The following is an 18,372-nucleotide window of genomic DNA, read 5'->3' as shown; positions in this document are numbered from 1 at the left end:
CTCAGTACCTCACCCTCGGGTCGATGAGCGCCGCGATGATGTCGACGACGAAGTTGGTGAGCGCGACGATGACCGCGAGCATGGCGACGATGCCCTGCACGGCGGCGAAGTCGCGGGCCTTCAGGAACTCGGCGAGCATGAAGCCGAGCCCCTTCCACTCGAAGGTCGTCTCGGTCAGCACCGCGCCGCCGAGGAGCAGCGCGATCTGCAGGCCGATGACGGTGACGATGGGAATGAGCGCCGGACGGTAGGCGTGCTTCGTGACGAGTCGGCGCTCGGCGACGCCGCGCGAGCGGGCCGCGTCGACGTAGTCGGTCGAGAGCGTGCCGATCACGTTCGTGCGCACGAGGCGCAGGAAGACGCCGGCGGTCAGGAGGCCGAGCGCGATCGCCGGGAGCACGGCGTGCCGGAGCACGTCGCCGATGACGGCCGGATCGCCCGTGAGGAACGCGTCGATCGTGTAGATGCCGGTGCTGAACGGCAGGAACTGCATCTCAAGCTCCGAGCCGGTCGACGCCCGCCCCGCGACGGGGAGCACGCCGAGCCACACCGAGAAGACGAGCTTCAGCAGCATGCCGGCGAAGAAGACCGGGGTGGCGTAGCAAAGGATCGCGAAGACCCGCAGCACCGCGTCGCCCCAGCGGTCGCGCACGTAGGCGGCGACCATGCCGAGCGGGATGCCGACGATGAACGCCACGAGCAGCGCGTAGACCGCGAGCTCGAGGGTCGCCGTGCCGTACGTCACCAGGATCTCGACGACGGGCCGGTTGTCGCCCGTGGTGCCGAAGTTGCCGGTGAAGATCTGACCGAGGTACTCCACGTACTGCACGAACCACGGCCGGTCGTAGCCGGCGTTGTGGATCGCCTCGGCGAGCTGCGCGGGCGGCAGCTTGTCGCCGAGCTTCGCGGTGATCGGGTCGCCGGTCGCCCGCATGACGATGAAGACCACCGTCACGAGGATGAATACGGTCGGGATGATCAGCAGGGCGCGCATCGCGATGTACCTGCCGAGGCTGCTGCCGCCGGAGGATCTCTCCTGGCGCCGGGGGGCGCCGCCCTGGGTGTTCGGCGGCGCGGTCGTCGTTGAGCTCATGTTCGCCTATCGTCGGGACGGAACGAAAGGCGGCCCGCCCTCGAAAGAGGCGGGCCGCCCGTTCGGTTCTTCGGAAACCTTACCGGCTGTCGGGGATCAACCCTTGGCCAGCGCGGCGTAGCGGAACTTGAACGACGCGTCGAGGGTGTCCTCGGCGCCCGTCACGTCGGCTCCGACGACCGCGACCTGCGCGCCCTGGAGGTACGGCACGGTCGACAGGTCGGCCGCCACCTTCTCCTGGATCTGCTCGATGAGCGCGGTGCGCTCGGCCGGGTCGGCCGTGACCGCCTGCTGCAGGATGAGGTCGTTGACCTCCTGGTTGTTGTAGTGGTTCGCCAGGAAGTTCTCGATCAGGAAGAACGGCGTGAGGTAGTTGTCCGCGTCCGAGTAGTCCGGGAACCAGCCGAGCTGGTAGGCCGGGTACACGTCCGAGCTGCGGTCCTTCGAGTACTGCACCCACTCGGTGGTCTGCAGGTTCACCTTGAAGAGGCCGGATGCCTCGAGCTGGTCCTTGATGAGCGCGTACTCGTCACCCGACGACGGGCCGTAGTGGTCGTTCGAGTACTGCAGGTTCAGCTCGACCGGCACGGTCACGCCGGCAGCCTCGAGGCTCGCCTTCGCCTTATCGGCGTCGGGGCCGCCGTTGCCATCGCCGTAGAGCGGCTTCAGCGCGTCGACCTGGCCGGTGAGGCCCGCCGGGACGTAGGAGTACAGCGGGGTGTAGGTGCCCTTGTAGACCTGCGTGGCGATCTCGTCGCGGTCGATGAGGTCCGCGACCGCCTGGCGGACGGCGAGCGCCTTGGCCGGGTCGGCCTCAGGCGTCGTCGCACCGTACGGCTGGGTGTTGAAGTTGAAAACGATGTAGCGGATCTCGCCGCCGGGGCCGTCGACGACCTTCACCTTGTCGTTCTTCTTGAGGTCGTCGATGTCGGTCGCGGAGAGGCTCCGGAACGCGACGTCGATGTTGCCCTCCTGCACGTCGAGCTTCAGGTTCGACGAGTCGGCGTAGTACTTGACGTTGACCTTGTCGGTCTTCGGCGCGCCGAGGATGCCCTCGTAGTCGGGGTTCGCCGCGTACGAGATCAGCTCGTTCATCTTGTAGCTCGTGATGACGTACTGGCCCGCGAAGGCCTCGCCCTTGACGATCTCGTCGTCGGTGGTCAGCGCGTCGGCCGAGAAGACGTCCTCGTCGACGATCGGACCCACCGGGCTCGAGAGGATCTGCGGGAAGATCTGGTCGTTCTCGCTCTTCAGGTGGAAGACGACGGTGGTGTCGTCGACCGCCTCGACCGAGTCGAGGTTGTAGAGCAGCGACGACGGGCCGTTCTCGTCGGCGATCTTCAGCTGCCGGTCGAACGAGAACTTCACGTCCGAGGAGGTGAGGTCGTTGCCGTTCGCCCACTTGAGGCCCGGCTTGAGCTTCACGGTGTACTCGGTCGGCGCGGTGAACTCCGCGGACTCCGCGATGTCGGGCTCCACGTCGGGGCTGCCGTACGGGGTGTTCATGAGGAACGGGAACACCTGGTTCATGACGGCGAAGGAGCCGTTGTCGTACGAGCCGGCCGGGTCGAGCGTCGTGATCTTGTCGGTCGTGCCGATGGTGATCGAGTCACCGCCGCCGCCCGATCCGTTCGAGCCGCCGGCGGAGCAGCCCGCGAGGGCGAGCGCCGCGATCGAGAGGCCGGCGACGGCGACGATGCCGCGACGCGCGGTGGTGGATGCGGATGTCATATCCGGGTCCCTCTTCCTGTCAGAGTTCATCGCGGGCTCGCGCCTGGTCCGGCGCACGCCCGCGATTCGATATCCCCAACACCTAGCACAGTGGGAATGGAAACATGCACGGCCGGGTGCGCAGGCGGAGGAATGTTTACCGATCTGCAACCAAGCGCGCAAGGGATGCGCGTGTTTGCACGGATGGACGGATGGCCCGGCTCACTCCGCGCGGAGTGCCACGCGTTCGCGGTCGATCTCGACGATCGCGCGCTGGAGCATCTCGTAGCTCGCCCGGTCCTCGCCCGCGAGCCGGGTGAGCCGCCCCATGAGCTCGACCTTCTGCCGCAGCAGCTCCCGGTCGACGAGGGAGGAGAGCACGCCGCGCACCCAGCCGGCGATCGCCGCCTCGTTCCGCTGCGGCACGGGGAGCACCGCCAACTGCTGCACGATCCCCGCGAAGGGGGCCGGCACCTGCGCGATGACGCGATCGACGGAGATCGCCTCGACTCCCCCGGCGAGGACCGCCGCGATGCCGTCGCGGACGACCGCGAGCGAGGGGTTCTCGAAGCGGGCCTCGACGGCGTGCCCGAGGAGCGCCGGATCGGCGGATGCCGGGTACTGCAGCATCGCCTGCAGCACCTCGCGCTCCAGCCTGGTCGAGGGGTCGTTCGGGAGGTCCGTGATCGAGAACGGGCGCACCGGGGCATCCGCCTGCTCGCCGCGCTGCTCGCCGCCCGGCGCGCCCGAGGGGCGACGCTCGCCCGGCCCGCGCTCCCGCTCCCCCGAGCGGCTGCGGCTCGTCGCCGCGCGCACGGCCCGACCCACCTCGCCGAGGTCCATGCCGAGCATGCGCGCGAGCTCGCGCGAGTAGCCGGGACGGAGCGCGGGGTCGCGGATCTCCGCGACGACGGGGGCCGCCTGCCGGAGCGCGGACACCCGGCCCTCGACGGTGTCGAGGTCGTAGCGCCCGACGATCTGGCGCAGCACGAACTCGAACATCGGCACCTTCGTGTCGACGAGGGTGCGCACGGCATGATCGCCACGGGCGAGCCGCAGATCGCAGGGGTCGAGCCCGTCGGGGGCGACCGCGACGAAAGTCTGCGCGGCGAAGCGCTGCTCCTCCGCGAAGGCGCGCATGGCCGCCTTCTGCCCCGCCTCGTCGCCGTCGAAGGTGAACACGACCTCGCCCACCCCGGAATCGTCGCCGAGCACGCGGCGCAGCACCTTGATGTGGTCGACGCCGAACGCGGTGCCGCACGTCGCGATCGCGGTCGTGACGCCCGCCAGGTGGCAGGCCATGACGTCGGTGTAGCCCTCGACGACCACGACGCGCTGCGAGCGGGAGATGTCGCGCTTGGCGAGATCGAGCCCGTAGAGCACCTGCGCCTTGTGGTAGACCGCCGTCTCCGGGGTGTTCAGGTACTTCGGCCCGTTGTCGTCCTCGAGGAGGCGCCGGGCGCCGAAGCCCACCGTCTGACCGGTCACATCGCGGATCGGCCAGACGAGCCGCCCGCGGAAGCGGTCGTAGACGCCGCGGTCGCCCTGCGAGACGAGCCCGGCCGCGGCGAGCTCCTCGGTCGAGAAGCCGCGCCCGCGGAGGTGCTTCGTCAGCGCGTCCCAGCTCTTCGGCGCGAAGCCCACGCCGAAGCGCTTCGCCGCCTCGGCGTCGAAGCCGCGCTCGCCGAGGAAGCGCCGGCCCACCTCGGCGATCGGCTGCAGCAGCTGCTCGGCGAAGAACTCCGCCGCCGCCTGGTTCGCGGCGAGGAGCCGGGCCCGGTTGCCGTGGTCGCTCGCCTGGCCGCCGTCCTCGTAGTGCAGCTCGTAGCCGATGCGCCCCGCGAGCCGCTCGACCGCCTCCGTGAACGAGACGTGGTCCATCTTCTGCAGGAAGCTGTACACGTCGCCCGATTCGCCGCAGCCGAAGCAGTGGTAGAAGCCGACGCCCGGCCGGACGTTGAAGCTCGGACTGCGCTCGTCGTGGAAGGGGCAGAGGCCCTTCATCGAGCCGACGCCGGCGGACTTCAGACTCACGTACTCGCCGATGATGTCGGCGATGTTCGTGCGGGATTTCACCTCTTCGACATCGCTCTGTCGAATTCGGCCCGCCATGCTCACATCCTATGCTCCGCCGGACCCTCCGGGGCCCGATGCCACCGCGTCGTCACCGCGTCGTCGCCGCGCTTCAGCGCTGGACGAGCCGCTCGTGCCAGGCGAGGGCCGACTGATCGGTGAGGCTCTGGACCTGATCGACGACGACCCGCTTGCGCGCGGCATCGTCGGGCGCGGCCCGCCAGTCTTCCGCGAGGCCGGGATCGAGGTGCCGCTCCCCCGTCTCGAGGAGCACCTCGGCGAGCGAGGTCAGCACCTCGCGCTGCTGCCGGTAGATCGGCTGACGGGTGTTGCGCGACATCACGAACGCGGCGACGATGCCCTTCAGCACGGCGATCTCGGCCTGGATCTCGCGCGGCACCACGACGTCGCCGTCGAAGCGGATGAGGCTCGCCACGGGGAAGGCCGCGCGGGTCGCCTCGGTCGCGGCATGGGCGAAGCGGCCGATCAGCTGGCTCGTGAGGTTCTTCAGCCGGGCCTGGTCGAGCCGGCTGCCGCTCCACTCGTCGAGCCAGGCGTCGAGCGAGTCGAGCCGGTCGAACGCGGCCATCAGCTCGTCGTGCGAGTGCTGCCCGCCGATCCACTCGTACATCGAGGCGACGAGCTCGTCGTGGTCGACCCGGCTGCTGAGGGCCGCGACGTCGAGGTAGCCGTTGACGACGGCGTCCTCGAAGTCGTGCACCGAGTAGGCGATGTCGTCGGAGAGGTCCATGACCTGCGCCTCGATGCAGAGCCGGCGCTCCGGTGCGCCCGCGCGGAGCCACTCGAACACGGCCACGTCGTCGTGGTAGAAGCCGAACTTCTGCCGCCCGGAGGGATCGGCCACACCCTGCTCCTCGGGCCACGGGTACTTGCAGCTCGCGTCGAGGCTCGCGCGGGTGAGGTTCAGCCCGAAGCTGCGCCCGTCGGCGTCGAACACCTTGGGCTCGAGGCGGGTCAGGATGCGGAGCGTCTGCGCGTTGCCCTCGAAGCCGCCGATGTCGGCCGACCAGGCGTTCAGGGCCTTCTCGCCGTTGTGCCCGAACGGCGGATGCCCGAGGTCGTGCGCGAGGCAGGCGGTGTCGACGACGTCGGGGTCGAGCGCGAGGTTCGCCGCGAGCTCGCGGCCGATCTGCGCGACCTCGAGCGAGTGCGTCAGGCGGTTCCGTGCGAAGTCGAGGCCGGCCGTGGGGCTCAGCACCTGCGTCTTCGCCGCGAGCCGGCGCAGGGCGCTCGAGTGCAGGAGCCGCGCGCGGTCACGGGCGAAGTCGCTGCGGCGCGAGGAGTGCTCCTCGGGCAGCTGGCGCTCCGCATCGGCCTCGCCGTACCCGCCGAACAGCTCCGCGCCGCCGAAGAGGCGGTCGCCGAAGGCCGGGATCGTCACGCTCAGCCGCCGCTCGTGTCGAGCTCGGCGTCGACGAGCGTCACGCGGTCGTGCCCGGCGAGCTCCTGCGAGTCGAGCCAGCCGTCGGGCAGGGCCGGGTTCTTCGGCGTGCCGGCGCGACCGCGCGGGCCCTCCGCCCCCTCGCCCGGGTACGGCATCGACCAGTCGAGCGTGCCGAGCAGGTCGTCGAGCATCTGCAGGGACTCGACGGTCGCGAGTCGGGCGCGGAGCTCGCCGCCGACCGGGTAGCCCTTGAAGTACCAGGCCACGTGCTTGCGGATGTCGCGGCAGCCGCGCTCCTCGCTGTCGAAGAACTCGGCCAGGAGCTCCGCGTGCCGCCGGAACGTCTGCGCGACCTGCCCGAGGCTCGGCTGGTACAGGCCCGCGCTGCCGTCGGCGAGCTCTCCGCGGAACCCTGCGGCGAGATCCCCGAACAGCCACGGCCGACCGAGGCATCCGCGCCCGACCACGACGCCGTCGCAGCCCGTCTCGGCGACCATGCGGAGCGCGTCGTCGGCCGACCAGATGTCGCCGTTGCCGAGCACGGGCACCGAGGTCACCGTCTCCTTCAGCTTCGCGATCGCCGACCAGTCGGCGTGGCCGGAGTAGAACTCCGCCGCCGTGCGCGCGTGCAGCGCGATCGAGGCGACGCCAGCGCCCTCGGCGATGCGCCCCGCCTCGAGGTAGGTCAGGTGGTCGGCGTCGATGCCCTTGCGCATCTTCACCGTGAGCGGGATGTCGCCCGCGGCTCGCACCGCGCCCTCGACGATGTCGCGGAACAGCCCGTTCTTCCACGGCAGCGCGGCGCCGCCGCCCTTGCGCGTGACCTTCGGCACCGGGCAGCCGAAGTTCAGGTCGATGTGGTCGGCGCGGTCTTCGGCCACGAGCATCGTGACCGCCTCGGACACGGTCTTCGGGTCGACGCCGTAGAGCTGGATCGAGCGCGGCGTCTCGGACTCGTGGTGGGTGATGAGCCGCATCGACTCGGGCGTGCGCTCGACGAGCGCGCGGCTCGTGATCATCTCGGAGACGTAGAGGCCGGCGCCGAACTCGCGGCAGAGCCGGCGGAACGCCGTGTTCGTGATGCCCGCCATCGGCGCGAGCACGACGGGCACGTCGAGCTCGAGGGCGCCGATCGTGAGCGGCTTGGCGGTGGTGGGGATCGTTGACATCCCTTCGATTCTTCCAGATCAGGGCTCGCAGGCCGCCCGTTCCCGCACGGCGCGTAGGATTCGAACCGGATCGAGCGTTGTGGAGGACGAGATGACGGACGCACCCCGAACCGGTGTCGAGCGGGTCCGGGCCGACGCCGCGGCCCGCGGACTCGAGATCGAGGTGATCGAACGTCCCGCCGCCCGGAGCCTCGAGGAGGCGGCCGAGCTCCTCGGCATCTCCCCCGGCGACATCGTGAAGTCGCTCGTCGTGAAGCGCAGCGACGGCAGCTACCTCTTCGCCCTCGTGCCCGGCGGCCGCAAGATCAGCTGGCCGAAGCTCCGCGCCCTCGTCGGCGTCAACAAGCTGCAGCTGCCCGACGCCTCGCTCGCCCTCGCGGCGACCGGCTACGAGCGCGGCACCATCACGCCGCTCGGCTCCACGACCGCGTGGCCCGTGTACGCCGACGAGACGATCGCCGGACGCCGGGTCTCGATGGGCGCGGGTGAGCACGGTCGCAGCCTCTTCGTCGACGCCGACGCGCTCATCGCCGCGTACGGCGCGACGGTCGCCGACCTCAGCGACCCCGAGTAGCCCGGTCCGGCGGGTGGGAATGCCGCGCGAGGTCCGTGCGTTCGCATCGATGTGAGCTCTCCTATCAAGATCGACATCTGGTCCGACATCGCCTGCCCCTGGTGCTACATCGGCAAGCGCCACTTCGAGGCGGGCGTCGCCGCCCTGGGCGAGGACGCCCCCGAGATCGAGGTCGAGTACCACTCCTTCGAACTCGCCCCCGACACGCCCGTCGACTTCGAGGGCAGCGAGATCGACTTCCTCGCGAAGCACAAGGGGATGCCGGCCGAGCGCGTCCAGCAGATGCTGCAGCACGTGACCGGCGTGGCCGCGAACGCGGGCCTCGACTACGACTTCGACGCCCTCCAGCACACGAAGACGCTGAAGGCGCACGAGCTGCTGCACTTCGCGAAGTCCGAGGGCCGCCAGCTCGAACTGGCCGAGCGCCTCTTCCGGGCCTACTTCACCGAGGGCCGCCACGTCGGCCGCATCGACGAGCTCGTCGCGCTCGCCGCGGACGCCGGCCTCGACGCCGACGCCGCCCGCGAGGCGCTCGAGTCCGGGCGCTTCGCCGCCGCCGTCCAGGCCGACATCGCGCAGGCCGGGGCCTACGGCATCAACGGCGTGCCCTTCTTCGTCATCGACGGCAAGTACGGCGTCTCGGGCGCCCAGCCCGCTGAGGTCTTCGGGCAGGTGCTCACCCAGGTCGCGGGCGAGCGCGACGGAGCGGTCGCGTGACGAGCCCGGAGCTCGCGAGCGACGCGACGACGGATGCCCCGGCCGGCACGGCGCCGGCCGAGGCATCCGCATCGCCCTTCACGATGCTGCCCGGCGCGCCCGGCGCGATGGTCTGCGAGGGCGATGTCTGCTTCGTCCCGGGCACGACCCCGGCGGAGTAGGGCCACCCTTCCCTCCGGCCACTGAACGATATATCGTTGAGTATCGTTCGATCGCAGGCCAGGAGGTCATCATGAACGGACAGCGCCCGAGCGGCGGATTCGGCGGAACGGCTTTCGGCGGCGACGGCCCCGGCCAGGTGCTCTGGGAGGCGATGTCGCAGCTGCGCTCCTCGATCGACCCGCGCGCGGGCTCGAGCCGGATGGCGCGCGGCGACGTGCGGCAGGCGGTGCTCGCGCTCCTCGCCGAGGAGCCGATGCACGGCTACCAGATCATCCGCGAGATCGAGGAGCGCAGCGGCGGTGCGTGGAAGCCGAGCGCGGGCTCGGTCTACCCCACGCTGCAGCTCCTCGCCGACGAGGGCCTGATCTCCGCCGAGGAGCTCCGCGGTCGCAAGACCTACTCCCTGACCGAGGCCGGTCGCGCCGAGGCGGAGGCCGGTGCCGACCGCCCCGCGCCCTGGGAGACGGGCTCGCGCAGCGCGGCGCCGCACGCCGCGCTCTCGAAGGCCGGCATCGAGCTCGCCTCGGCGGCCGCGCAGCTCGGCCGCACGGGCACGCCCGAGCAGGTGGCGGAGGCCGTCCGCGAACTCGACGACACGCGCCGGCGGCTCTACTCGATCCTCGCCCAGGGCTGAGCGGGTGTCGCCCAGCGTCTCCGACGGCGCCGTCGCGTCCGGCGAAGCCGACGAACGCGCCCGGCGCGCCCGATCGCGGCGCATCCTGCGCTTCGCGGCGCGGCAGCTCGTCCAGCTCTGGTGGTTCGAGCTCGCGCTGCCGAAGCTCGGCCTCGGCGGCGTCTCAGAGCGCACCCGCGCGGCTCGCATGCAGCGGCTCGCCTCCCGCTTCCGCGGGCTCGCCGTGGAGCTCGGCGGCCTCATGATCAAAGTCGGGCAGTTCCTCTCCTCCCGGCTCGACGTGCTGCCGCCCGAGATCACCTCGGAGCTCGAGGGCCTGCAGGACGAAGTGCCCGCGGTCGCCTTCCCCGAGATCCGCGCCCTCGCCGAGCGGGAGCTCGGCGCCCCGCTCGGGCGCGTCTACGCGAGCTTCGACGAGACGCCCGTCGCCGCCGCCTCGCTGGGCCAGGCGCACCGGGCGCGACTCGCCGCCGCGGACGCGGACGACGCGGGCTTCACCGACGTCGTGGTGAAGGTGCAGCGCCCCGGAATCGACCGCATCGTCGCCGTCGACCTCGCCGCGCTCCGCCGCATCGCGGGTTGGCTGCGCCGGGTGCGGATCGTCGCCGACCGCGTGGACGCCCCGGCGCTCGTCGAGGAGTTCGCCACGACGAGCCTCGAGGAGATCGACTACCTGCACGAGGCGGCCAGCGCCGAGCGCTTCGCGGAGTCCTTCGCCGACGACCCGCGGGTCGCGGCCCCCGACGTCGTCTGGGAGCGCACCACCCGCCGCGTGCTGACCCTCGAGGACGTCACCGCGATCAAGATCAACGACACGGCGGCGCTCCGGGCCGCGGGCGTCGACCCGGCCGACGTCGCCCGCGTCTTCGCCGAGGTCATGTTCGACCAGGTGTTCACGCACGGCTTCGTGCACGCCGACCCGCACCCGGGCAACCTCTTCGTGACGCCGCTCGCCGGGCCGGCCGCCGCGGGCGACGGCGACGGCGACGCGGGCGACGGTGGCACCGCGTGGCGGCTCACCTTCGTCGACTTCGGCATGATGGCCGAGGTCCCGGGCGAGCTCCGCTCCGGCCTGCGCGCGCTCGTGATCGCCGTCGCGGCCCGCGACGGCCGCGGCATGATCGACGCCGCGCGGGAGATCGGCGTGCTGCTGCCGAGCGCCGACACCGGCGAGCTGGAGCGCGCCCTGTCCGCCCTCTTCGAGCGGTTCGGCGGCATGGGCTTCGCACAGCTGAAGGACGTCGACCCCCGCGAGTTCCGCGAGTTCGGCACGGAGTTCGGCGACGTCGTGCGCTCGCTCCCCCTGCAGCTGCCCGAGCATCTCCTGCTCCTCATCCGCGCGATGGCGCTCACCTCGGGCATGTGCAGCGGCCTCGACCCCGAGTTCAACGTCTGGGACGCCGTGGAGCCCTACGCCACGCAGCTGCTCCGTGAAGAGGGCGGCGGCGTCGCGCGCGGGTTCCTCGACCAGGCGATGACGAGCGCCGGCATCCTCTGGGGCATGCCGCAGCGCCTCGACTCCGTCGTCACGAAGGTCGAGCAGGGCCGGCTCTCCTTCGACACCTCGCGCCTCGAGCGGCGCCTCGACCGGCTCGAGGGGGTCGCCAGACGCGTGGTGTCGGCCGTGCTGTTCGCCGCGCTCGTCATCGGCGGCGCGGTGCTCCTCGGCTCAGCACCTGGGCTCGGCTGGACGCTCATCGGCCTGTCCGTCCTGCCGCTGCTGCACGCCCTCCTCGCGGGGCTCTTCGCGCGACGCGGCCCGCGGTGAGGCTCGGCTAGGCTGCCTGCATGGGGGATCGCGGATTCGCGTCGGCGTCGACGGCGACCGCGAACGGGCTCGCCCTCGCACTCGCGCCGGGGCTCGCACCCGACGGTCCCGACCCGCGGCCGAGCTTCTTCCACGGCTTCGCGACCGAGCCGCAGCTCGTCGCCCGCGGCCTGCTGACCCTCGCCGACCTCACCGCCACGAGGTACTTCAAGTACACCCCGACGACGCAGCGCGATCCCGTGCTGACCGCGCACGGCGACCGGCTCCGCGCCGAGGTGTTCTCGGCCTGCAACAGCGTCTACGCCAGGCTCGATCTGCTCGCGAGCGGGCTCGACGGCGGTGAGGTGTCGCACGGCACGACGAACGTCGATCTGGGCCTCGCGACCAGGCAGGCGCTCACCTCGGTGGGCCGGGCGGAGCTCCTCCACCTCGATGTCGGCGTCGACGGGCTCGCGCTCGCGACCCCGGAGCGGACCGAGTTCGAGCGCCCCGTCGAGATGCCGGCCCGCTGGATTCCGGCGTTCGGCAACGTCGCCGAGCTGCACCGCCGGCTGCGCCTCGCATTCGAGCTCGATCGTGCGGGTGCCCGGGCGCTGCTGCACTCGCTGCCCGCCACGACGGCCGCCGGCGCGAGCGGCTGGCTCACGCCCACCCCGACCGGCGCGCGGCTCGCTCCCCGTCGGACGGCCGGCGCAGTGCACGTCCAGGGGCTCCATCGGCTCGCGGCGCTGAAGCGACTGCTCCCCCACGTGCATGGCCTCGCCGTCTACGGTCCGGCCGACGGCGAGCCGGGGGCGACCGCCGTCGAGGTCGCCCTCCCCCACGCCCGTCTCCTCCTCGGGCTCACGGTCGAGGCCTGGCGCGGCTTCTCGGGCGAGGGCTCGCTCGTCGCCGCCCTCGCCCCGCCCGACGTCGCCGAGCACGCCGCGCTGCTCTCGGCGCTGCTCGCCTTCGAGCCCGTGATCGACGTCGACCGGCTGCAGCGGGAGTCGGGCCTCAGCCGCACCCAGACCGAGTCGGGCCTCGCCGTGCTCGCCGCCTCGGGCCGGGTGGGCTGGGACGTGCGGACGAACGCCCACTTCCATCGCGAGCTGCCCGACGATCCGGCACGGGTGACCCGTGACCACCCCCGGGTCCGCACGGCGCGCCGGCTCGCGGCGGAGCGACGGGTCGCCCCCGGCGATGCGCCCGGGGATTGGCTCGTCGCGGGCGGCACCGCCGCGGCTCCGGCGAGCTACCTGGTGCGGATCGCGGATGCCGGGAGCCGCTGCAGCTGCACCTGGCAGCTCGCCGGCGGCCGAGACCGAGGACCCTGCGCGCACGTGCTCGCCGTGCGCATCGTGATGGAGGAGAACGCATGACCGACGCCCTCGCCCGCTCGCTCGAGCTGTTCCGCGAGCTCGGCTGGGCGCAGGCCCGGCTCGCCGACGCGCCGACCCTCCCCGTCGGCACCGCGGCGCAGCAGCGGGAGGCCAGTGCGGGCCTGCGGCGCGGCGAGTGGACCGAGTGGGCGGAGCACGACGGCGGCTTCGTCCGCGCCTCCCTCGTCGGCGAGACCGAGCACGGGATGCTCGCGCTGTTCGCGGTACGCACGGGGGTCGACGCCCGGCGGGCCGAGGACGTGCTCGGCGGGGCCGGCGTCGTCCCGGACGAGCTCGCGACCGAAGTGCTCGCGAGCCGCGGCCCGGAGTTCGCGACCGCGTTCATCGCCCGTGCCTGCCGTTCGAACCGGCGCGCGTGGGAGCACTCGAGCTCGGTCCACGCCGGCCGCGCGGTGCGCCTCGTGCACCGGCTCGAGCTTCCCGTGCCCGAGAGCGTCGAGTACCTGAAGGACTGGGCGGTGTACGCGGCGCTCGCCCTCGGCGAGGAGGCCGAGCTGTTCCCGGGCGATCGGGGAGGGATCGACGCCGAGCTCATCCGCTCCCGCTTCGCCGAGCACGTGCGCGTCGGCGTCGCGGTCGGCGCACCGGCCACCGGACCGTTCGGCCGGGCGGTCGCCGCGGGCACCGCAGCCGGCTGGATCGAACGGGACCAGGCGGTCGAACTCGTGCTCGTCGCCCTCGACGCCGCCCAGCGCCCCGGCGATCGGAAGGCGTGGGCCGGCGCCCTGACCGACGCGCTCGCACTGAGCGATGCGGAGCTCGTCGCGCACGCCGGCGCGCTGCTGGGGCCGCTGAGCCACGCCGAGGCGCCCGTCGTCCTCACGCTCGCACCGGCGCTCATCGAGCACGGCGACCCCGACGAGGCATCCGAGGCGCTCTCCCTCGCCCTCGCGACCAAGCCGAAAGCCGCCCGGCGCGCCGTGCTGGACGCGGCCGCGCGGCGGGCGAGGCCGCTCACCGGCGAGCCCGGCGACACGGCGCGGCTCGCGCTCGCCGAGGTGGCCGCGGGACGGGATGCCGGTCTCGCGAAGTCCGCGACCGCGCTGCTCGAGCGGTGGGGTCTCACGGGCGAGGACGCCGGCGCGGCGCGCGACGAGCCGGAGGCGGTCGCGTGGACGCCGACGCCGCCGATCTGGGCGGTCCCCCGCTTCGTCCCGGCCGAGGCGACGAGCGATGCGCTCTCGGAGGCGGCCGAGCGCCTCGCCTCGCGCCCGGAGAACGCGGTCGACCTCGAGGTCGACCGCTTCCTCGAACTCGCGAACACCGTCGCCCGTGCCGACCCCGAGCGTGCGCGCCTCGTGCTCCGCGGTCTGAAGCCCGGCTGGCGGGCGGGCGTCGGCGCCGTCGCCGACTGGGTCGCCGGCACGCCGATCCGCTCGCTCGACCGTCTCGTCGGCCCGGACGGTGACGACTGGCGCCGGGACGTGCACTACGGCCCGACGACCGCCCGCGAGGCCGCCGTCGCCCAGCGCCTGGGCGAGGTGCCGACCCTGCTGTCGACCCCGAGCTGGGACGACCTCCGCATCGATCCCGCCGACTTCCTCGCTCGACTGCACGCCTACCGCGAGGTCGGCGCCGCCGCGAGCGAGGCCGATCTGCTCCTCGCGCTCCTTCGACTCGACCTCGGACTCGTCGTCCCGGCGCAGCTCGACGAGCTCGCGGGGCTCGATGTGCCGGTCGTGCTGCAGTCCGGGGCGCCCCTCGCGAGCGCTGCGGGACCGGCCGCACTGGCGTACGTGCTCGATCCACTGCGCGAGCCCGCGCTCGTCCAGGACGAGGACGGCGACTGGGCGCGGGCAGACACGGCGCTGCCGGCCTCCCTCGCCGGGTTCCCGCCGCGACTCGATCCGGCCCGCTACGGCTGGGGCACCGCGTACGAGCTGCCCGGCTGGGACGACGGCGCGTACTTCGGCGACTGGTCGGAACCTGGGAGCGGATTCGCCTGGCGCCAGCTCGCCCGGCGCGGCCGCCCGCTCGGCCCCAGGCTGGCCGCCGCGATGCTGGGCGGGCTCCGCTCCCCGCACGAGCAGGCCGCGGGCGCCATGTTCCAGGCCGTACTTGAGGCGTGGGAGCGGGGGCTCCTCCGCCCCGGTGTCGCCGAGCTCGGCCTCATCGAGCGCGGCGGCCCGAGCGGGGCGGCGCAGCTCGCCCGCGTGGCCGGGGAGCTCGCCGAAGCGGGCCTGGGCTCGCTCGCCTGGCCGCTCCTCGACCAGACCGTCGCCGCGTCCGTCGCGGCCGTGCGCATGATCCCCGGGACGGCGGAGCTCGTCGAGACGATCGATGCCCTGCTGCCCGCCGCCCTGGCCGCGGTCGCCGACCGTGCCGCCGACCCCTCGGTGCTCGATCTCCCCGGCACCCGCGCGCTCGCGGCCCGAAGCGGGTCGTCGCGCGCCGTCGCCGCCGCGCGAGCGGTCGTCGCCCGGCTGCCCGAGCCGAGCATCCCCGCGGTCGCCGCAGCGCCCGCGGAGCCCGGGATCGACCTCGATGACGTCTGGCCCACGGGCGACGGCGAGGGCGAGGCGATCGACGACGGCGTCGAGCCCACGGCGACCGTGCTGACTCGCGGCTCGAAGCGCTTCGTCCCGCTCGAGTTCGCGCTCCCGGACGCCCCGGACCTCCGCTACCGGGCGCTCATGGCCTGGTCGTACGCGCTCGACCGCGAGGGGCAGCTCGACGCCGAGACGGTCGAGGGCGAGGCGCGCCGCTGGATCGAGTGGGATGCCGCGGCGCACCGGCTCTCGGTCTCCGAGTTCCGCGACCGGAGCACAGGCGGCAACGGCCCGCGCAGCGACGGACTCCAGCCGCCGCTCACCGTGCTCATGGTGTCGGTCGTGCTCGCCTCGCTGTGCTCCGACGTCGAGTCGCGGTACAGCGTCGACGCGATGGTGGCCAGGCGGGCGTTCTCCGCGGCATCCGTCCGGCTCGCGGCCCGCCGCCTCGTCCCGCTTCCGGAGTTGACGCCGGCGCGCATGATGGGCTCCATCGAACGCGAGCTCCGCGCGCTGCCGGTGCTCTGGCCGCTGCTCACCGAGTCGGTCCGCTTCGCGGCGGCCCAGCCGAAGCCGCCGGCGTGGCTGAACCGGGTGCTCGACGTCGCGCTCCTCCGCGCCCCCGTGCTGCGCGCCGCGGCGGCGAACGGCCGGATCCCGGCGGAGGACGCCGCATGGCCGGGCCTCGCCGAGATCGCGGCGCGGTCGGGCTCGTCGGCCGCGCTCGTGAAGGCGCGCGCCCTGCTCGGCGAACTCGGCCTCGGCTGACGTCGCGTCGACCTGCTCCGGCCCCGGCCCGGGGCTCAAGCCCGGCTGGACTACCCGGCCGTGGGCGCGTCGACCGCCCCGCCGAATCGCCGGGTGCGGCTCGCGTACAGCTCCACCGCGCGCCAGAGGTCGATGCGGGAGAAGTCGGGCCAGAGGGTGTCGAGGAACACCATCTCGGCGTAGGCCGACTGCCAGAGCAGGAAGTTCGAGGTGCGCTGCTCCCCCGAGCTGCGCACGAAGAGGTCCACGTCCGGCATGTCCGGCTGGTAGAGCCGTTTCGAGATCTGCTTCTCGCTCACCGCGGAGGGACGCAGGCGACCGGCCGCGACGTCGTCGGCGATCGACCGCACGGCGTCGGTGATCTCGTTGCGGCCGCCGTAGTTCACGCACATCGTGAGCGTGAGCACGTCGTTGCCCGCCGTCAGCCGTTCGGCGAACTGCAGCTCTTCGATGACCGACTTCCAGAGCCTCGGCTTCCGCCCGGCCCAGCGGATGCGCACGCCCCACTCGTTCAGCTGATCGCGACGGCGGTGCAGGACGTCGCGGTTGTAGCCCATGAGGAAGCGGACCTCGTCAGGGCTCCGCTTCCAGTTCTCGGTGGAGAAGGCGTAGACGGAGAGGTGCTTCACCCCGATCTGCACGGCCCCCGCGACGACGTCGAGCAACGCGGCCTCGCCGGCCTTATGCCCCTCGATGCGCGTCAGCCCCTGGCGGTTCGCCCAGCGGCCGTTGCCGTCCATCACGACCGCGACGTGGTTCGGCACCGCGCCCCGCGGCAGCTCCGGCGGGTAGAGGCCCGTCCAGTCGATCGGGCGGTACGGCACCGCGTCGCGGTGGGTGTAGGGCTTCGGGGTCACTGGATTCCTGTCTGGGCTGGGGTGCTCGGCGCCGCCCGATCGGGCGCGCGGCGCGCGGCGGGCTCGTCGGCGTCGCGGCTGACGTGCGGCAGGGAGCGGAGCCCCCGCTCGAGATGCCACTGGGCGTAGGCGGCGACGATGCCGGACGCCTGGTTGCGGTCGCGCTCCGGCGCCGCCTCGGCGCGCGCCCAGTCGCCGGTGAGGAGCGCGCCGAGCAGCGCGATCGTCGATCGTTCGATGCGGGGCGCGCCGGGCGGGGCGCACTCGTCGCAGACGATGCCGCCGAGCTGCACGACGACCGCCCGGTGCTCGCCCGGCTTCGCGCAGCGCGAGCAGTCCTCGAAACTCGGCGCCCAGCCCGCGAGGGCGAGCGCCCGCAGCAGGTAGGAGTCGAGGGTGAGTCCCGGCCCGTGCTCGCGTCGGGCGAGGGAGCGGAGCGCGCCCACCAGCAGCAGGTACTGCTGCAGGGATCCCTCCGCCTCCGTCACCCGGTCGGCCGTCTCGACCATCGCGTTCGCCGCGGTGTAGGCGGCGTAGTCCTGCGAGATCTCGGCCCCGTAGGAGCCGAGCGACTCGGCCTGGGTGATCACGTCGAGCGTGCGGCCCTCGTAGAGCTGCAGATCGGCGACCATGAACGGCTCGAGCCGGGCCCCGAACTTCGACGCGGTGCGCCGCACGCCCTTCGCGACCGCGCGGATCTTGCCGTGACGCCGGGAGAGCAGCGTGACGATGCGGTCGGCCTCGCCCAGCTTGTGGGTGCGCAGCACGACGGCTTCATCTCGGTACACGGGCACCCGACGATTCTCCCACCTCCACCCGGGCGAACCGCCGGAACACGGGGCCATCCGACGCATCCGCTTGCGAGAATGGGCGGGTGGAGACCTCGCAGTTCATGATCCCGCTCTGGCTGGACCTCACCGCCGTCGGCCTCGGCGGCGTGCAGGGCGCCCTGTTCGCCTCCGGCTTCCGCGGCGAACGCCGGCTCGACCTGCTCGGCGTCGCGATCGTCGGCATCGTGATGGGCTTCGGCGGCGGAATCATCCGCGACCTCCTGCTCAACCAGCCGATCGGCGCGCTGCAGAGCAACTGGTACCTCGTCACCGCCATCGCGGCCTCGCTCGTCGGGATGCTGCTCGCGGGGCCGCTCACGCGCCTGAACGGGGCCATCGTCGGTCTCGACGCCGTCGTCATCGGCATGTTCGGCGCCTTCGGCACCTCGAAGGCGCTCGGGCTCGGACTGCCGATCCTGCCGGCCGTCTTCGTCGGCGTCGCCGCTGCGGTCGGCGGCGGCATCCTGCGCGACATGCTCATGAGCCTGCCGGTCGCGATCATGCACGTCGGCTCGCTCTACGCGGTCGCCGCGGGCGCCGGATGCCTCGTGCTCGTCGTGCTCGACCTCTTCCACGTGCCGATCTTCATCGCCGGCATCGCGTGCGTGGTCGTCACGAGCATCATCCGCTGGCTCGCGGTGATCTTCGACCTCTCGCTGCCCGAGCAGCGCATGCTCTACCGCCGGAAGGTCGCCACCGAGACCGGCGTGCTCCCCGTCATCCGCCGCTGACCGCGCGACG

15 protein-coding genes are annotated in these 18,372 nt (G+C 72.7%); 8 read left to right on the top strand and 7 right to left on the bottom strand.

All coding sequences use genetic code 11. The features are described 5' to 3' along the window. Nucleotide 1: 1 nt before the first annotated feature. The 5 genes from ROT00_RS06130 to dusB all read right to left on the bottom strand — a co-directional run bounded on the left by ROT00_RS06130 (nt 2) and on the right by dusB (nt 7,450). Nucleotides 2–1,093, bottom strand: coding sequence for an ABC transporter permease (locus ROT00_RS06130; protein WP_404773194.1), 1,092 nt, complete (start codon nt 1,091–1,093; stop codon nt 2–4). A gap of 96 nt (nt 1,094–1,189) precedes the next feature. Beyond that, on the bottom strand, nt 1,190–2,824 hold the full coding sequence (locus ROT00_RS06125; RefSeq protein ID WP_404773192.1) for an ABC transporter substrate-binding protein: 1,635 nt from the start codon (nt 2,822–2,824) through the stop codon (nt 1,190–1,192). Nucleotides 2,825–3,025: 201 nt separating this feature from the next. Then, entirely contained in the window at nt 3,026–4,915 is a 1,890-nt protein-coding gene (gene dnaG, locus ROT00_RS06120; protein WP_404773191.1) for a DNA primase, read from the bottom strand. A gap of 73 nt (nt 4,916–4,988) precedes the next feature. Next, on the bottom strand, nt 4,989–6,278 hold the full coding sequence (locus tag ROT00_RS06115; protein WP_404773190.1) for a deoxyguanosinetriphosphate triphosphohydrolase: 1,290 nt from the start codon (nt 6,276–6,278) through the stop codon (nt 4,989–4,991). Nucleotides 6,279–6,280: 2 nt separating this feature from the next. Beyond that, a complete protein-coding gene (gene dusB / locus ROT00_RS06110; RefSeq protein ID WP_404773188.1) occupies nt 6,281–7,450 on the bottom strand; it encodes a tRNA dihydrouridine synthase DusB in 1,170 nt (389 codons plus the stop codon). Between the two features lie 91 nt (nt 7,451–7,541). Here dusB and ROT00_RS06105 point away from each other — a divergent pair, with 91 nt between their 5' ends. The 7 genes from ROT00_RS06105 (at nt 7,542) to ROT00_RS06075 (ending at nt 15,944) form a co-directional block, all read left to right on the top strand. After that, nucleotides 7,542–8,024, top strand: coding sequence for an aminoacyl-tRNA deacylase (locus ROT00_RS06105; RefSeq protein WP_404773187.1), 483 nt, complete (start codon nt 7,542–7,544; stop codon nt 8,022–8,024). A gap of 51 nt (nt 8,025–8,075) precedes the next feature. Further along, the gene (locus tag ROT00_RS06100) at nt 8,076–8,741 is read left to right on the top strand and encodes a DsbA family oxidoreductase (RefSeq protein ID WP_404773185.1); all 666 of its coding nucleotides are present in this window, start codon (nt 8,076–8,078) and stop codon (nt 8,739–8,741) included. Continuing rightward, nucleotides 8,738–8,902, top strand: coding sequence for a hypothetical protein (locus ROT00_RS06095; protein WP_404773183.1), 165 nt, complete (start codon nt 8,738–8,740; stop codon nt 8,900–8,902). The genes ROT00_RS06100 and ROT00_RS06095 overlap by 4 nt, the downstream gene beginning before the upstream one ends. Before the next feature lie 71 nt (nt 8,903–8,973). After that, complete coding sequence (locus ROT00_RS06090) at nt 8,974–9,537, top strand: PadR family transcriptional regulator (RefSeq protein WP_404773181.1); 564 nt, start codon at nt 8,974–8,976, stop codon at nt 9,535–9,537. Between the two features lie 4 nt (nt 9,538–9,541). Next, a complete protein-coding gene (locus ROT00_RS06085) occupies nt 9,542–11,305 on the top strand; it encodes an ABC1 kinase family protein (RefSeq protein WP_404773179.1) in 1,764 nt (587 codons plus the stop codon). 20 nt (nt 11,306–11,325) lie between these two features. After that, nucleotides 11,326–12,666, top strand: a complete 1,341-nt coding sequence (locus tag ROT00_RS06080) for an SWIM zinc finger family protein (protein ID WP_404773177.1) — start codon at nt 11,326–11,328, stop codon at nt 12,664–12,666. After that, nucleotides 12,663–15,944 carry a hypothetical protein gene (locus tag ROT00_RS06075; protein WP_404773176.1) on the top strand — a complete coding sequence of 1,094 codons (3,282 nt, stop codon included), beginning with the start codon at nt 12,663–12,665 and terminating at the stop codon, nt 15,942–15,944. The genes ROT00_RS06080 and ROT00_RS06075 overlap by 4 nt, the downstream gene beginning before the upstream one ends. A 50-nt stretch (nt 15,945–15,994) precedes the next feature. Here ROT00_RS06075 and ROT00_RS06070 read toward each other — a convergent pair whose 3' ends face one another. Both ROT00_RS06070 and recO read right to left on the bottom strand, forming a co-directional pair. Then, the gene (locus ROT00_RS06070) at nt 15,995–16,801 is read right to left on the bottom strand and encodes an isoprenyl transferase (protein ID WP_404773174.1); all 807 of its coding nucleotides are present in this window, start codon (nt 16,799–16,801) and stop codon (nt 15,995–15,997) included. After that, on the bottom strand, nt 16,798–17,595 hold the full coding sequence (recO, locus tag ROT00_RS06065) for a DNA repair protein RecO (RefSeq protein WP_404773173.1): 798 nt from the start codon (nt 17,593–17,595) through the stop codon (nt 16,798–16,800). Before recO ends, ROT00_RS06070 begins: the two co-directional genes overlap by 4 nt. 98 nt (nt 17,596–17,693) lie before the next feature. Between recO and ROT00_RS06060 the strand changes: the two genes are divergently transcribed. Continuing rightward, nucleotides 17,694–18,362 carry a trimeric intracellular cation channel family protein gene (locus ROT00_RS06060; protein ID WP_404773498.1) on the top strand — a complete coding sequence of 223 codons (669 nt, stop codon included), beginning with the start codon at nt 17,694–17,696 and terminating at the stop codon, nt 18,360–18,362. The last annotated feature ends 10 nt before the right edge of the window (nt 18,363–18,372 follow it).

The sequence above is a fragment of the Agromyces mediolanus genome (genome assembly GCF_044917495.1).
In the GTDB taxonomy this organism is placed as follows: domain Bacteria; phylum Actinomycetota; class Actinomycetes; order Actinomycetales; family Microbacteriaceae; genus Agromyces; species Agromyces mediolanus_B.
This window is presented reverse-complemented; position numbering and strand designations above follow the sequence as displayed.